The following is a 15,930-nucleotide window of genomic DNA, read 5'->3' on the forward strand; positions in this document are numbered from 1 at the left end:
GTTAGGGTCTCTTGTTGGATGCTCGTGTACTCGTTAAATTAAGCTGTTATGATTTTCGAGCCGAGAAGGAAAAGATTGGGAAGAGTAAGGCGTGGATTTCTCGCATTCTCCTCCCCAGGCTCCAGGGCATGTTCGTGGCCCATCTCTCGTTCCTTGAGCCGCTCGGCGTCGGCCACGTCTACGCCGTGCTGAATGACCGCGAGAAGTGGAGGTACTACCGGGACAGGTATGCGGGCAGGCAGAAGCTGCTGATAAGGGAGATGCGGGACATCCCGCTTGTCAGGTACGTGCACAGGTTCTACATCTTCGGCGACGGCACCATAGGCGCCCTCTACTATGCTCCGAAGGAGGTCAGGGACGAGATCGTGGCGCGGCTGGACTCGTTCTACGACGAGGTCTACGATGCGAGGGTCTACCCTGTATTGAATTGCCTCGGCAAGCTCTACCCTGAGGCCTCCGAGGGCGACGCTTGGCGCCTCGGGAAGGCAATGCTGGAGAAGCTGAACACCGCGCCGCCCTACAGGAGCAGGAACAGGTTCCTAGACTACCTGCTTATCAGCGTGATGGAGCTGGAGCCCCTTCTCACGCTCCGGGAGCTGCGGAGCCTGGTCTACGCGGCCCGCGCCCGCATAGAGAAGGAGCTGGGCGAGGAGCTGGAGCTAAGCATGCGCTACGTCAAGAGGCACTACGTCGAGCTTAGCCGGCGCTACGTGCTCGGAAGACTATTCGTTGGCAGACCGAACGTGTGCAGTTACCCAGTCCTCGTAGTGGAAAAGAAGTACAGGGAGCTACTCTACGGGCTGGCAGCGGTAACAATGGGTTCAACCATGCTAGCCGACACAGGGGACACAGTAATAGCATCGGTTGGCGCTACGTCTTTTGCTGAGCAATCGGAATTTATCGACATATTTCTCCCCGGCCTAGAAAAAATTACAACAACGGTCTCTGTAACAGCTGTCCCGTTTCCTTTCGAGATGTACAACCCCATAGAGGAATCATGGAGCTTAGAAGAACCAGCAGTAGAGAGAATAGAGGAAATAGTGAAAAAATACTGACTGGCTGATAGGGGCTGAGCACTACTAGATTATTAAAACGGCCCTCTCCAGTTCTTTGCTTCAAGTACCTCTATCATTGTCGTCGCTAATGCCATGTATGGTGCTATTCTCAGGAGTTTCTTCCTGAGCTCCTTCCTGCTCCTCATTCCCTCTCACCTCCTGTTATGTTCGTTCCCCTGTTCGTTCATTGATTGGCGCCTTCAGAGAACTTAAAAACAAGCAAGCACGGTTGACGAGCTAGTAATTGGCTTATTGATTATGAGAAGGTTGTATACCAATGCGATAATAGCGGTATTTATACTTTAGTTTACTGGGATATATGACTCCGGTAAACCAATATACATATAATTGTATAGCCGTGTTAAAGCACGGTGTAGTTCTATGGAGAATAAGAAGTATTGTGATGACTTGTTTTCTTGCCTTATAAGGTTTTTTAATGATAGTTACGAGGATAAGAAAAAGAAGAAGAGAAAAGACGGTAATGATGACCCGCTCCCAGTCACGCCAGCCATGCTATTGCTGCGCCCTGTCTAATCAGGCAGGCATGTACGCGGCAACGTGCCTGCCTCCATCAGCAGGCACTACTTTTAGTGCTTACTCTCTGAGCTACTGCTTCTTGTTGCTATCAATGGGCCGGGACGGAGGAGCTGCTTGAAGCTTCTTCGCTAACTGGATTGATCGTGCTTCAAGGTATATCCTCATTAATCTTGAGCCGAGCATCCTCATTATTGCTTTTTCCTCCTCCTCGTCCAGATCAATAACCCCATTATTCTTCAATACTAGCAAGCCTAGCGCTATCAATAGACTTGTGAGGCCACTTACACTAATACCGTATTTTGCTGACATGCCAAGCAGTATTCGGTGAACTGAATCGTCTATCCTGACGAGCCGGGACATGCTGCTACCCATATAGTTACAGCGTATTTAAAAGCTTAGGAATACTGGGCATTGCCACTATATTAGCACTAGCGATACACCAGGTCTACAATAACTGCAACAACTAGTAACAAGCAAACCCCTCTCACACACCCCTCTCCTCACAGCCCCCTGCCCCACCCAGCACAATGATTGTCGTTGCGTAGAGTCCTCCTCCTAGACCTCTTTTTAAAAGGCTTGATAAAGGCATTTAGAATAAGGGATCAAGTGATATTAAAGGGAGCTGTTGAGGAAAGGGACGGTAATACCATTGGGAGGCAAGAAGGTGGCGAGGCTTAATGAGGAAAAATACGTAATATATCTTCCCAAGGATTTGAACGAGCTCTGGCGGGAGTTGCATGAGCGTAGGAGGAAGATAAACATCTACATAGAGATCCTTGACTAGGCTGTGGCCGGTTTTGGCACCCCTCGCTTAAGTACCGTTTTTAGGTAATCAATGTCCTCGAGTCCTCTTCTCAGAACCTCCATTACCCTGGGATACCAGTAGTCTGCATCCGATAAGAGGTCTGAGTACACCGCCTTGCTTATCTCACCTATCTCCCCCAGCCTTGACTGGATGAACTTCGCCGCTGACTCCTTATTCACTGTTTTCTCAAGTACTCTCCAGTTCAGCTTCCGGAGATACTTTGGCCGCAACAGGTTGTGCTTCCTAGCGTAGTCGCTCACCTTGCTCCTATCCCTCTTAGTGCCGCCGTGCTTCTCTAGTAGCGGTAGCAGGTCGCGGGGAAAGTATACCCATTCACACAACTTGTTGCTCTCCCTAAGCCCCATATAGTATCTGCAAAAGCTCTTGAAGCACACGAGGCGTGGGCTGTAGTCGTCCAGCATCTCAACGTGTACTTCCTCGTCCGGGCTCCAAGCCCCAACAAGCTTGACTACGTGCTCCAGCCGTATACCGCTATAGTACATTAATAGGTAATACAAGTAGTAGAGCTCGTGCCTGCTCCTTAGATAATCCATGGTCTTCCTGAACTGGTCTAGGTCGATCCTGTACGCCTTGACCCGTAGTTTGTAGCTGCGCGAGGGCACCACCTCCATTATCCAGGCCATTGTCTCGCCGCTTATCCTCCTTCTGAAGTATAGGTACTGTATGTAGTGTCTGAAGATGTTGCGCAACCAGCCGTTAGGGTGCCTCGCCACCCACTCGATTAGTTGCTCGCTCAGCTCCCTGCCCTCTAGGTGCTTCCTGAAGAGGTTCCGGTAGTACTTTATTGTCTCCGGGTCCCTGACCTTTGTGCGCTTCTTGCGCTCCATTAGGAAGTTTTCGAAGCCCTCGCTCCACTCAAGCTTGACCCCAGCGTATGATATGCCGAGCATCTTCTTGAGGTCTTCGCGGAAGTTCTCAACGGTGAAACGCAGTATAGCATTCTTGATGTACTCGTCTCTAGTCGCGAGCGCTAGTAGCTCCAGCACAGCGCTGTAATCGGGTACGCCGTCCCCCGTTACCAGTCCCAGCGCGCGGAGCTTCTCCTCCCCCCGCACTATCTCCTCGAACTCCGCCCTAGATAGGTGCCTCAGAGCCCTCGCCACAACCTCGTCCGGGACCCTGCGCTGACCACTAACATACCTGTATAGACTGGATTTCGCCACGCCAAGCGTCTTCGCCGCCTCGTTGAAGCCAAGCTTATCCCTAATTTTCTCCAGTATCGCCCTCCGAGCCGAATCACTCAGTGCGCCCACATTAACCCCTTTGAACCAGTTATCGTCCCCTGAGAATTCACCCAATAATTCCCACCCAGGGCATTGACCGGGAACCAAGAACCAGGAAGAGAACTGAATAATAGGAGGCTTATAAGTGTGGCGCCGGGGGCGGGATTTGAACCCGCGCGGCCGTGCGGCCACCGGCTCTCCAGGCCGGCCCCTTAGACCGCTCGGGCACCCCGGCACCTAGGCCATGAATTATCTTTAGACGTTCTGGGCATAAATAAGGATGACTCTTTCGCTTAATAGAAGCGGGAAAAGTATGCGAAGAAACAGCAACAGCTGCTAGTGTGCTTAGCGGAGTCTTATCTCTATGTATACGTCCTCGGGAACTCTTACTCTCATTATTTGCCTCATTACGCGTTCGTCTGCATCAACTATTACGAGGCGCTTGTGAATCCGTAGCTCCCATTTATCCCACTTTTTCGAGCCCTCACCATGAGGCAGACGAAGCGTTGGTACAATTAACCTTTTCGTTGGAAGCGGTATTGGACCACGCATTCTTACTCCAGCCTTTTGTGCTATCTTCTTTATTTGGTCAACAACCATGTTTAGGTTATCCACATTAGTGCTCCAGAGCCTTATCTCTGCACGCTGGACCATGTCCTCTCTTCCCCCTTCGTGTAGCAAGGGCTTAGGGGATTATTAAAGCCTTAAACAGGTTTGAGTACCTATTGCCATTCTCCTTGCTTGATTCTTTGCAAGATTAGAAACATCTAGACAACATCAATGTTGTAAAAATTATAGAAGAGGAAAATGAAATATTAGTGGTCCAGCTTGGCTGGAGGGAAAAGACGTAGTACTGCTTCTTTACTTCTTCCTTATCTCTACCTTTGCTGGCTTGACGTCGATTACTACACCGATACCTATCGTCTTGCCCATGTCTCTCATTGCGAAGCGGCCTAGCTGCGGGAACTCGCTGAACTTTTCAATCACCATTGGCTTTATCGGTTTGAACTTCACTATTGCAGCGTCACCCATCTTTAGGAACTGTGGATTCTTCTCAACTACTTGGCCGGTCCTTGGATCTAGCTTTGCCTGTATCTCTACTATTCTAGCTGCCACGCTAGCTGTGTGCGCGTGTATTACTGGAGTGTAGCCTACTGTCACTGCGCTTGGGTGCCATATTATGAAGACTCTTGCTGTGAACTCCTCTGCTACTGTTGGCGGGTTGTCTAGGTGTCCTGCAACGTCGCCGCGCTTAATGTCCTTCTTTGATACACCACGTACGTTAAAGCCTATGTTGTCGCCTGGCTCTGCCTGCTGCAGTGGCTGGTGGTGCATCTCGATGCTTCTCACTTCGCCTGTTACGCCAGGTGGCATGAATACTATCTTGTCGCCTACCCTTAGTACACCTGTCTCGACGCGGCCTACCGGGACAGTACCTACACCCGGTATGACATAGACGTTCTGTATTGGTATCCTGAGAGGCTTGTCTACAGGCTTCTTTGGCGGCTTAATGTAGTTGTCTAGGGCCTCTACTAGGGTTGGGCCATTGTACCATGGCATGTTGGGGCTGCGCTCAATGAGGTTCTCGCCGGTCCACGCCGATACCGGTATGAATGGTATCTCGTCTACCTTGTAGCCAAGGCCCTTCATGAACTTCTTGAGCACTGCTACTATCTGTTCATACCTCTCCTTGCTGTAAGGTGGCTCGGTTGCATCCATCTTGTTTACTGCTACAATTAGCTGGTCAATACCCATTGTCTTGGCTAGGATGAGGTGCTCTCTTGTCTGGCCCTCTGGGCTCATACCTGCTTCGAATTCGCCCTTTCTGGCCGATACTACTAGAATTGCTGCGTCTGCTTGGCTCGCACCAGTAATCATGTTCTTTACGAAGTCTCTGTGGCCTGGCGCATCGATGATTGTGAAGTAGTACTTCTTTGTCTCGAACTTTACGAAGCTCAGGTCAATGGTTACACCGCGCTCCCTCTCTTCCTTTAGCTTGTCGAGCAACCACGCATACTTGAATGACTCCTTACCCTTCTTCTTGGCCTCTTCCTCTAGCATCTTTATCGTCTTCTCGTCAACGAATCCTAGACGGAATAGCAGGTGACCTACCAGCGTGCTCTTACCGTGGTCAACGTGGCCTATCACTACGAGGTTAAGGTGCGGCTTCTGCTGACTCATATCCTTCACCCAGACCCCTTTCTTTCTTGCCGGAAGACTGCTTCTATAAAGCGAGTCTTATAAAGGTTTAGTAAACAATGGGTATGGTACAAAAAGCTTCGCTACCTTGAGCTGAGAGCTATCCTCTCTATCTCTTCTTTTCTGCGAATAGCGTAACTCCTCGTGTCTCCCTGAGCTGCTGCAATAATTTCATCCGCTAAGCATTCCTCAATAGGCTTTGGATTATTGAACGCACACATACGGGCGCCATCCGCTAAGTGCTTTAATGCAACATCAACTCTTCTCTGAGGCGCAACGTCTACTGAAACGAAGTACGTTATACCACCATACATTATTCTCGTAACGTCTTCTCGCGGAGCGGCATTCTCTATAGCCCTAACGAGAACTTGAAGCGGGTTTTGCCCGGTCTTTATATATATTAGCTCAAATGCTTGCTTCACTATGTTATAGGCAAGATGCTTTTTGCCCATGTTGCGACCAGGATGCATGAGCCTATTTATCAATCGCTCAACTATTGGTACCTCAGACTTGCCGAACCTTCTATGCTCATGCCTGCCTCCAGTATGTGGCAGCCACACCGGCTTTAACGAAATATACCGCTTAAGGCTCGGATCCCTTACTTCAACGCCCTCAAAGCTCCACTTGCCAAACAACTTTATGTCACGTGGATCAAGCCCTGGCACTTGCTCCTCCATCGTGCTCATATCCAGCTACCCTCCCGGCTCTCCCAACCCCAGTCGGGAATAAATTTAGGTCTCGCTCCTAGCCAAGACCTAGGAGAGAGATTAAGGGCTTCTGCACACCTAGATTTAATTGGGCTTCCAACCAATGGCAGGTGAACTATATGCCTCCACCTAAAGGCACCGACATACTACTTGAAGCGCGCAACGTCAGCGCCATGATAACGCCGAGCATGCCAAACATACCAATAATAGTTCTTGAGCTAGAAGATGGCAGAGAGTTCACGCTGTACAACGTACCCTTCGAAATAGTTGAGGCACTGAATAAAATCGAGAGGCAAAAGGACGAACCAAGTATGCCTGGGCTAAGAGAAACTATATTCGATGTATTAATAGATATGAAGGGCTTCTTCGAGGAGCTCGGAAAAAGACTTGAATACGTAGTAATAGACGAGATAGATTACAATACTTATCTATATACCGCCAAGGCAAGCTTCAACCTAGGCGGAATATATATGATGAGGCGCATGGTGCCAAGCCATGCAATATTTCTTGCACGCTTATTCGAAAAACCAATCTACGTATCAAAACGACTTGTTGACGAACAAGAATCATTTGAGGAGGAGGAACACTAAAGAACTATTACTGTAATATTTGGGGCCGCGGTGTAAGAAAGGAAATAAATGATCTCTTCATATCATTACAAGATTACTTGGAGTTCTGCCTTAGCAAAATCATTTTTATCTCTGCGGCTTCTGCTTCTTACCTTCAAGTATAGCCTTAAGTGATACACCATTAACTGTTACGACCTTGTAGCGTACGCCAGGTATGTCACCCATAGACCGGCCTCTTGGCCCACCAATACCCTCTATTAGTACCTCATCATGTTCGTCTACTACAAGTAGCCCTCCGTCTCCGGGAACGAATGCTGTAACTACACGCCCATTCTTGACGAGCTGTACTCGGACACACTTACGTACAGCAGAGTTTGGCTGACGCGCCTCAACACCGACTTTCTCTAGGACAATGCCGCGGGCCATTGGCGCGCCTTCGAGAGGATCATACTTTCTCTTAAGACCAAGCATTCTTATCTTAAACTCTCTCTGGCTCCAACGGAACTTAAGTCTCTTACGCTTAAGCTTCCTTGCAGCGAAGAACCCATTTGGCGACTTCTTACCAGCCACGTTCGTCACCCCGGCTCTTGGGCTATCTTAGCTCCTCCCTTATTATCCTAGCTATCTTATCTTAACATCATCGATATCGTGGTACCTCTTGAGCACTAGACGCGCTATAGCGACCTTCTTGCCTCCGCGCCCTATTGCCTTACCCTTATCCGCAGGGTCAACTATAACGTAGAGCACCTTTCTGCCATTTCTGTTAACAAGCCTTATACCGAGAACTCTTGCAGGCGCGAATATGTTCTTTACAAGCCCCTCCAGATCATCAGCATACTCTATTATCTCGATTTCCTTCCCAAGAAGCCTTCTAAGTCTGTTAATATTGGAGCCCCTTCGCCCAATAGCTTTTCCTGCATCACCAGGCCTCACTATGAATATAACACGGTTGTTCTCATCGTCAACAATACAGTCACGAGCGATTGCACCGGTAAGGTCTTGCAATAGGGCCATATATCTCATTTCTTCAGCTGTTAATTTTATATCGGTCAAACCTCTTTGCACACCCCCATGGTGGTTAAAACCTTTAGGCCGACTGTGACTGTGCAGACTCAATTAGCTCAATTATTCTAGAGTTACCCGGGTCAAGGATAGCTAGACTAGCCACTGTAAACGGCTTACCACAGACTGCTCCAAGCTCTAAGCTTGTACCCGGATAGATATATACTGGTATATTGCCGAGCTTTGCATAGTATACTATATCGTCTCTTATTTCAGGAGGAGCATTCTCAGCGACTATAACGGCTTTAGCCTTTCCAAGCTTCACGAGCCGTAGAGTCTTTCTCGAACCAAGTATTACTTTTCCTGTCTTCAGAGCATTAACGAGTTCTTTTTCTATGTCGCCGACCTGGACTGTGCTCATCATCTACACCCCGGTTTTATGCCTCTTTCCCGCTTTCCTTCATAGTTTTTACTATTTGTGAGGGGTTCATTCTTACCTCAACAATGCCAGTGCCGACGCCTATAACTCTGCCAGCTATTACGCTCTCAGTAACGCCCTTCAATTTATCTACTTCGCCCCGTGCAGCTGCCGCAAAGAGATTTTGAGTCGTCATTTCGAATGCTGCTCTCGCAAGAGGGCTTGGCTTCTCGCCGCTAACACCGTGCCTACCAATTTGTCTTACACGACCCGTCTGCGTCATTACATCCGCGACTAGCATTATATGGCGAATGTCAACGTCAAGACCTTGTTCGTCCAGCACGTCTTTCATTTCGCGTATTAGTGCTGCCCTCGCCGCCTCAATCCCCAGAACCTCCTCTATTTCGTGAATATTGTTGGTATAGACGCGGCGAGGATCGACACCAGGAACATTGAGCACATCTTTTAGATTACTACCCTCGGTTACGAGGAAGTACTCTGTACGTCCTTCCTCATTGGTCATTGACTGAATAATAACTCTTCTTATCTTCTTTATTCCCTTTATCTTAGCGTTGAGAACCTTCTCTCTCTTCTTTTGGAGATCCATTAAGCTAAAGCTTTCTCCGATCTCTAGTTGTATAAAGAGGGTCAAGGGGTCTGAGGGGTCTTGCTCTACTTTACCGAGTTTTAGTTTTTCAAGAACCTTTTTCACCTGCTCGACTGTTACACCTTTGTCCTCGAGCATAACGGGGTCTAAGCGAACAACTAGTCTGAGATTAACGAGATCTATATCAATTTCTGATGCAACGTTCGCTACTCGTGTAAACTCTATTCTTCGCGCTACTTCTTTGGCCTTGTTTTCATCGTATTTATGCTCTTCATCTAGGTAAATGTACATGATTGGTGTTGATGGCTCTCGCCTAGCATCAACAAGCTCTATAAAGCGCGGCAATCCAAGAGTTACGTTAAATTCTCTTATACCTGCATAATGGAATGTTCTCAGTGTCATTTGGGTGCCTGGCTCACCTATTGATTGAGCTGCAACAGTGCCTACAGGTTCGCCTGGCTCGACCATACTGTATTCGTACTCGGAGAGCACATACTCAACTATTTTCTTGGCCTCCTCGGGTAATAATCCATATTCTTCAGTGGTTTTCTGAAGCTTTGCTTCAAGCTCGTCATAGATCCGCTTGGGGAGCTTGTTTTTAGCCTCAGTAAGCACTGGCTCTATTTCTTTCTTTAATTCGTCCCAAGAGAAGACAAGCTTCGCACTCATGGCTAGACCCTCCACCCAATTACTCTTTCTATTTCACGATCAATGTTAACAGCCTTCCCATGTGCGCTCCTCATGGGGTCAACTCCGTCCTCGCCATAGACGAACTGCACGACCTCACCATAAGGTGTGCGCACAGTTCCGTCATACTCTACTCTAAGGTCTTGTAGTGCATTTATGAGGCGGCGCTGCATGTAGCCACTCTGTGATGTACGCACAGCAGTGTCGACAAGGCCTTCGCGGCCACCTGCAGCGTGGAAGAATACCTCAACGGGCGATAATCCGTCATAGAAGCTAGAGTAGACAAAGCCTCGTGCCGCAGGGCCCAGATCACCTGGCTTGAAGTGTGGCAGGAAGCGGCCCAAGTAGCCTCTGTGAATTCTTTCTCCTCTGACCGACTGCTGGCCTAGGAGTGCTGCCATCTGTGTTATGTTTAGCTCGTTTCCACGAGCACCTGTACGGGCCATTATGAAGACATTGTTGAACGGGTCTAGATAGTTAACGGTAATATCTTCAACCTTCTTACGCGCCTCTGATAAGACGTCTAGGATTCTAAGTTCAAGAGACTCTTCTAGGGTCCTTCCAGGTACGGGTTCAAGTTTGCCTTGCTTGTAGATTTCTATCAGCTCGTATACCTTTCTTTCAGCTTCTTTCAAGACCTCTCGGATCTTCTCCTTAGCCTCTGGCGGGAGCGCCACGTCGTCTATTGTCATAGTGAAGCCTCTTTTCTCTATGAAGCGTATGAACATCTTGAACATGTGGTCATATACGTAGCGCGCATAGTCAGTACCATACTCCTTTATGAGCCAGTGCATCATGTTCTCTGGCTGCTCGGCACCAATGGCTTTCTTGTCGAGCACACCCGTTAGAAGTTCACCCTTCTTGATTGTTATGAATGAATCGTTCCAGCACCACTCGTCATCGCAGGCGAAGATGCCGGCAGACACTCGTGCCTTTCCTCTAAAGTTAAACTCTTTTGGCAGGAAGAGACTGACGAGCTGTTTACCTGTCCACCTCTTCTTCGGCGAGAGTATGGCTGGCTCTGGTATTTCACCACGATAGCCAGCCGCGGAGAGTAGATCAACAACATCCTCTATTGAGAGGAGCGTGGCCTTGCTTGTTAGCAGGTATGCCCCGCTTATATAGTCTTGAAGTCCGCCAATTATCGGGCCACCGTAGCGTGGTGATAGTATATGGTATTGTACAAGCATTAGCTCTCTTGCTTCTGCCTGTGCTTCCTCTGTGCGTGGGACATGCAGGTTCATCTCGTCGCCGTCGAAGTCTGCGTTATATGGTGGGCACACCAGTAGGTTTAGGCGGAACGTCTTGCCTGGTAGTACTTTGACTATGTGAGCCATTATCGACATTCGGTGAAGGCTTGGCTGTCGATTGAATAGAACTATGTCTCCATCGCGTAGATGTCGTTCAACAAACCACCCGGGTTCAAGCATTTCGGCTATACGTTTCCTATCAGCATATCTTAGGTCTATTTTGCGCCCGTCACTTCTTATCACGTAGTTTGCGCCTGGCCACTTGTCCGGCCCATTTAGGACATATTTCCTCATTTCTTCGATATTCCAAGGTGTTACTGGAACACGAACCGTTAGCACCTTGGCTATTTCTACTGGAACTCCTACCTCGTTTATACTAATGTTTGGGTCAGGCGAAATCACCGTACGAGCTGAGTAGTCTACGCGCTTGCCGCTAAGGTTCCCGCGAAATCTGCCCTCTTTGCCCTTAAGTCGCTGCGCTAAGCCTTTGAGAGGTCTACCGCCGCGATGTCTTGCGACAGGTATTCTTGGAAGCTCGTTGTCAATATATGTTGCAACATGGTACTGGAGAAGCGCCCAATGCTCATCTATGAGCGTTTGAGGCGCACCGGTGTCAAGAAGCTCTCGGAGCCTCTCGTTAGTCCTGACGATATCTGCAAGCTTGTGAGTTAGGTCATCCTCGGCGTGGATACCTGTCTCGAGCACTATTGACGGACGCACATGTACAGGTGGCACAGGTAGAACCGTTAATACCATCCACTCGGGGCGTGCATTCTGAGGGTCGAGCCCAAGTAAGCGCACATCATCATTAGGTATTCGCTCTAGCCTGGTTCTTACTTCTAGAGGTGTAAGCTGTATTCTGCCCTCAGGCCTATCTTCATAATATGTGTAGGGTTTCTCGAATACGATCTTGTATTGGCGCTCGCCGCAGTGTGGACACTCAGTCACTTTTGATGCTTTCTTCTTTACTACAGTTACAAGCAGGCGAGCGAGGAGGGGCCAACGGTCTTCTAACCTATTCAACAATGTAAGGTATCTACGGAGCTCCTCTTCGGGTAGGAGAAGGCGTCCACAACGACGACAAGTAGCCCTTAGTGCGTCATAGATATGCTTCGCAAATCCTACATGTATTACGGGGCGTGCCAGCTCAATATGGCCGAAGTGCCCTGGGCATGTTTTTGCATCGTTTCCACAAGTCATACAGACTTGGCCTGGAGCAATAGCACCTAGGCGCGGATCCATTAGTCCTCCAGGCACTGGTCGCCCATCTTCGTCGTAGAGGTCACTTGTGACGATTGCTGTTACCGACATCTTTCTTATTTCGTCTGGAGATAGAATCCCGAACTTTATTTCCTTAATTATCTTTTCCTCAACCATGAGCGTCACCTCAACACGGCCAATGAGGATTAGGGCTCCCATTCATGCTTGGGAGCCAGCCTTAATCGCGGCATTATACACATAGACATGAGTTCTTGTAGAAGGAGCTTGAAAGCATAGGGAACCACTACCGCTGATATCTTTCCGTTCTCACCGTGTATCGGGCACACATACTTTCTCTTATTCCTATCAAACCACGCTATGTGACCACATAGTTCACAGACATACATAACATACTTGTCGCTGCTCTCGAGCATTCGTTCACGTAGTAACATTGCTGCTCCGTGTCCGACGAGACAGTCTCTCTCCATTTCGCCAAACCTGAGACCTCCTTCGCGGGCTCTGCCCTCAGTTGGCTGTCTCGTCAATATCTGTATGGGGCCGCGGGCTCTTGCATGCATCTTATCGGCAACCATGTGGTGCAGTTTCTGGTAATAGACTACACCTATGAATATGGGGTTTCTTAGCATCTCGCCGGTTCTGCCGTCGTACATTAGTTCTGTGCCGTCCGGCGCATATCCCGCCTTTAGCAACTCTATTTTTAGGTTATCTATAGGCTCTTTTGCAAAGGGTGTACCGTCAACGAATCTTGCATAAATTGCTGCATATTTTCCAGCTATGGTTTCAAATAGTTGGCCAAGCGTCATTCTCGAAGGGAATGCATGGGGGTTTATTATTAGATCGGGTGTTATGCCGTCCTCGGTGAACGGCATATCATACTGGGGTACGAGTAGTCCTATAACGCCTTTCTGTCCATGCCTTGACGCAAACTTGTCTCCTAGCTCGGGTATTCTTTGATCACGTACGCGTACTTTGACCAGCTTAAAGCCTTCAACATTTTCAGTCACAATTACTGTGTCAACTACTCCTTTCTCGCCATGCCTCATAGTTACTGAGGTATCTCTGCGCCTTACGGAGACTGTTCCGAATTCACGATATTCTTCCATGAAGCGTGGCGGGCTCGTCTTGCCTATCAACACTTCTCCGCCTTTAACCTCTACCTCGGGGCTTACAATACCGTCGGCGTCAAGTTTTCTATACATCTCGGGCGGCTTTGATCCCTCTACGCTTGGCTCCGGAACCTCTATCTTATCACTCAGTCCTCCCGAGTAGCGCCTTTCCTCAGTAGCATAGAGTCTGAAGAATGTTGATCTAGCAAGACCGCGTTCTATCGATGACTTGTTCATTATTATTGCGTCCTCGATGTTATAACCAGTAAACGACATCACCGCTACAACCATGTTCTGTCCTGCAGGGCGTTCGTTAAACCCTATTACGTCAAGCATGCGTGTTTGGACAAGCGGCTTTTCAGGGTAGTGGAGTAAGTGTCCTCTTGTATCAACTCTTATCTGGTAGTTCGCCGCGTAGAGACCTAGAGCCTGCTTAGCCATTGCTGCTTGGTACGTATTTCGCGGAGACTGATTGTGCTCAGCGTACGGAATCGTCGCAGCCGTTACACCGACTATTGCGGCAGGCCATATCTCCATGTGCGTGTGCTCTTTAGTTATATCTTGCGGATTTAGCGCTATATAGGTATTCTCTTCCTCCTCGGCATCTAGCATTTCCACTATGCCGTTACGCAACAAATCACTGAATTTCCATTCTCCGCGACGCAGTTTTTCGGCATGCTCCGGACTATATACTAGCTTGCCGTCTTCGACGACAAAGACGGGCCTTAGCAAGCGCCCTGGGTCAGTGTTTATGTATACTTCGTTAATATGCTGGTTCTTGTAATGTGCCACATTAATGTATGGTGAAAGCTTTCCTTGACGGCGAAGTTTACGTAGCGTCGATACAAGCTCATCGCCGTTAGGATGATAGCCTATGAGCCTACCGTTGAGGAAAACTTTACTCCAAGATAGCAATTCCGGTGGGTAGTAACCCGCCTTTCTTACCTCGTTAAATATTTCTACAGCGTCTCGTACACCCATGCTATACAGTATTTTCTCTACTTCTGTCTCGTCTGCACCAGGCGACACATAAGCCATCAGCGCGAGGTTCTTCACGAGACCACAGTTTGGACCTTCAGGGGTCTCGAAGGGACAAATTCTTCCCCATTGTGTGCCATGTACGTCTCTTGCTTCAAAGTGCGGCTGGCTTCTGCTTAGCTGAGACACTACTCTGCGTAGATGGCTTAGCATTGAGAGCCAGTTAGTCCTATCAAGTAGCTGGCTTACACCTGTTCTCTGACCCGGCCAATTACCTGTTGCAAGAGCTTCGCGTATCCTGTTAGTGACTATATCTGATCGTATGAGGATTCTTGCCGTTATCCGCCTGCCACGGGCTCTCAGCCTCTCAAGCTGCTGCCTAACATCATACGCCAATGTCCTCATTGCTATTCTGAAGACCATTGCTATTAGGTCGCCAGCCAACAATACACGTTTATTGGCATAATGGTCCTTGTCGTCCTCTGGCCTGCGCCCGAGAACATATTCCAGAAGCTTGGCTGCCATCTGCCCTAAGAAGAGAGCTTTGCGAAGCCTATCTTGAGGCGAGGTACCTATGTGTGGTAGCAGTATAGTGTCAAGAACCCTCTCTGCTACGCGGATACGCTGCTCTCTAGGCTTGCCGATACCCTCGCGGAACCTGCTACCAACATAGTCTAACGCATCCTCTGTTGTACCGATCGCGCGTGCTTGTTCAAGCGACGGGATGAGCATCTGCTGTATCTGTGGATCGGGAGAAACAGCCAGCACAATGTCACGGTCACTTTCAAGCCCAAGCGCACGCATTAGCACAACAAACGGTATCTTGCTAAGAGCCCTGCTCATTGACACGTGAAGTGTTCCATCCTTATGATAGTCCAGGATGAGCTGATACCTCACGCCAGCATGCGATGAGATAACCTTCGCTGTATAAAGAGCACTGGCTGTGCCCGCACGCGCCTTGCCAACAAGTATGCGGTTAAGTGCTTGGTCTTCTTGCATTACTATGACTCTTTCTGAGCCATTGATAATGAAGTATCCTCCTGGATCTTTCGGGTCCTCGCCAGCTTCTATCAGTCGTCGCTCGCACTCTTCGCGATCCCCACCTTCATAAAAGCATCGAGCAAGAGGATCAGCTTTTGAACGCAACATTATGGGTAGAAAACCGAGAATTACCTCCTCGGGTTCCTGCTCAACACCGTTCTCTACTACTACAACCTTCGCTTTTATTGGGGCAGCGTATGTTAGGTCGCGGATCCGGCACTCCATGGGAGTTACTGGGTGCTCGCCACCATCGCTCTCGATAACCATGGGCTCGCCTAGCTCAACATCAACTATCTTTATCTCATAATAGCGTCGCGGTGTCGAGATTCTGCCGAATTCTTTCACTATTTGCTTTAACTCCTTCTCCACAAAGCGATTAAATGAATCTATGTGCTGTCTAACGAGACCATATTCGTCTATAAACGCCTTCATAACAAGCCAGCGATCGTCAACCGTGGGAAACGTCTGAGTACTCAAGCCTGTATATCACCTCATAATCTACGA

General features: G+C 48.8%; 15 protein-coding genes and 1 tRNA gene. 4 read left to right on the top strand and 12 right to left on the bottom strand.

All coding sequences use genetic code 11. The features are described from left to right. The first annotated feature begins 14 nt into the window (after positions 1-14). Complete coding sequence (locus tag SBG41_RS06985; protein WP_317894839.1) at positions 15-1,055, top strand: hypothetical protein; 1,041 nt, start codon at positions 15-17, stop codon at positions 1,053-1,055. 381 nt (positions 1,056-1,436) lie between these two features. Beyond that, on the top strand, positions 1,437-1,589 hold the full coding sequence (locus tag SBG41_RS06990) for a hypothetical protein (protein ID WP_317894840.1): 153 nt from the start codon (positions 1,437-1,439) through the stop codon (positions 1,587-1,589). Positions 1,590-1,661: 72 nt separating this feature from the next. Here the strand turns inward: SBG41_RS06990 and SBG41_RS06995 are convergent, their stop codons facing one another. After that, positions 1,662-1,952, bottom strand: a complete 291-nt coding sequence (locus tag SBG41_RS06995) for a hypothetical protein (protein ID WP_317894841.1) — start codon at positions 1,950-1,952, stop codon at positions 1,662-1,664. A gap of 289 nt (positions 1,953-2,241) precedes the next feature. Between SBG41_RS06995 and SBG41_RS07000 the strand changes: the two genes are divergently transcribed. After that, the gene (locus SBG41_RS07000) at positions 2,242-2,376 is read left to right on the top strand and encodes a hypothetical protein (RefSeq protein WP_317894842.1); all 135 of its coding nucleotides are present in this window, start codon (positions 2,242-2,244) and stop codon (positions 2,374-2,376) included. Here SBG41_RS07000 and SBG41_RS07005 read toward each other — a convergent pair. The 5 genes from SBG41_RS07005 to SBG41_RS07025 form a co-directional block, all read right to left on the bottom strand. Then, a complete protein-coding gene (locus tag SBG41_RS07005) occupies positions 2,373-3,716 on the bottom strand; it encodes an integrase (RefSeq protein ID WP_317894843.1) in 1,344 nt (447 codons plus the stop codon). The two genes, SBG41_RS07000 and SBG41_RS07005, sit on opposite strands and share 4 nt — an antisense overlap. A 73-nt stretch (positions 3,717-3,789) precedes the next feature. Then, positions 3,790-3,876: transfer RNA gene (locus tag SBG41_RS07010), tRNA-Ser, on the bottom strand. Positions 3,877-3,986: 110 nt separating this feature from the next. After that, positions 3,987-4,295: a 30S ribosomal protein S10 gene (gene rpsJ, locus SBG41_RS07015; RefSeq protein ID WP_317894844.1), complete on the bottom strand. Its 309-nt coding sequence runs from the start codon at positions 4,293-4,295 to the stop codon at positions 3,987-3,989. Between the two features lie 207 nt (positions 4,296-4,502). Beyond that, the gene (gene tuf, locus SBG41_RS07020) at positions 4,503-5,822 is read right to left on the bottom strand and encodes a translation elongation factor EF-1 subunit alpha (RefSeq protein ID WP_317894845.1); all 1,320 of its coding nucleotides are present in this window, start codon (positions 5,820-5,822) and stop codon (positions 4,503-4,505) included. A gap of 101 nt (positions 5,823-5,923) precedes the next feature. Then, the gene (locus tag SBG41_RS07025) at positions 5,924-6,517 is read right to left on the bottom strand and encodes a 30S ribosomal protein S7 (RefSeq protein WP_397470793.1); all 594 of its coding nucleotides are present in this window, start codon (positions 6,515-6,517) and stop codon (positions 5,924-5,926) included. A 149-nt stretch (positions 6,518-6,666) separates the two neighbouring features. Here SBG41_RS07025 and SBG41_RS07030 point away from each other — a divergent pair, with 149 nt between their 5' ends. Further along, positions 6,667-7,137 carry a bifunctional nuclease family protein gene (locus SBG41_RS07030; RefSeq protein ID WP_317894847.1) on the top strand — a complete coding sequence of 157 codons (471 nt, stop codon included), beginning with the start codon at positions 6,667-6,669 and terminating at the stop codon, positions 7,135-7,137. 105 nt (positions 7,138-7,242) lie between these two features. Here the strand turns inward: SBG41_RS07030 and SBG41_RS07035 are convergent, their stop codons facing one another. Genes SBG41_RS07035 through SBG41_RS07060 form a run of 6 tightly spaced genes read right to left on the bottom strand, consistent with a single transcriptional unit; the run spans position 7,243 to position 15,858 of the window. Beyond that, entirely contained in the window at positions 7,243-7,686 is a 444-nt protein-coding gene (locus tag SBG41_RS07035; RefSeq protein ID WP_317894848.1) for a 30S ribosomal protein S12, read from the bottom strand. A 51-nt stretch (positions 7,687-7,737) separates the two neighbouring features. After that, positions 7,738-8,169, bottom strand: a complete 432-nt coding sequence (locus tag SBG41_RS07040; protein WP_317894849.1) for a NusA-like transcription termination signal-binding factor — start codon at positions 8,167-8,169, stop codon at positions 7,738-7,740. Positions 8,170-8,203: 34 nt separating this feature from the next. After that, the gene (locus SBG41_RS07045; protein WP_317894850.1) at positions 8,204-8,539 is read right to left on the bottom strand and encodes a 50S ribosomal protein L30e; all 336 of its coding nucleotides are present in this window, start codon (positions 8,537-8,539) and stop codon (positions 8,204-8,206) included. Positions 8,540-8,555: 16 nt separating this feature from the next. Then, on the bottom strand, positions 8,556-9,812 hold the full coding sequence (gene rpoA2 / locus SBG41_RS07050; RefSeq protein ID WP_317894851.1) for a DNA-directed RNA polymerase subunit A'': 1,257 nt from the start codon (positions 9,810-9,812) through the stop codon (positions 8,556-8,558). Between the two features lie 2 nt (positions 9,813-9,814). Then, the gene (gene rpoA1 / locus SBG41_RS07055; protein ID WP_317894852.1) at positions 9,815-12,457 is read right to left on the bottom strand and encodes a DNA-directed RNA polymerase subunit A'; all 2,643 of its coding nucleotides are present in this window, start codon (positions 12,455-12,457) and stop codon (positions 9,815-9,817) included. 29 nt (positions 12,458-12,486) lie between these two features. Continuing rightward, on the bottom strand, positions 12,487-15,858 hold the full coding sequence (locus tag SBG41_RS07060; protein ID WP_397470794.1) for a DNA-directed RNA polymerase subunit B: 3,372 nt from the start codon (positions 15,856-15,858) through the stop codon (positions 12,487-12,489). Positions 15,859-15,930 lie beyond the last annotated feature (72 nt).

It is taken from the genome of Pyrofollis japonicus (assembly GCF_033097485.1).
In the GTDB taxonomy this organism is placed as follows: Archaea; Thermoproteota; Thermoprotei_A; order Sulfolobales; family Pyrodictiaceae; genus Pyrofollis; species Pyrofollis japonicus.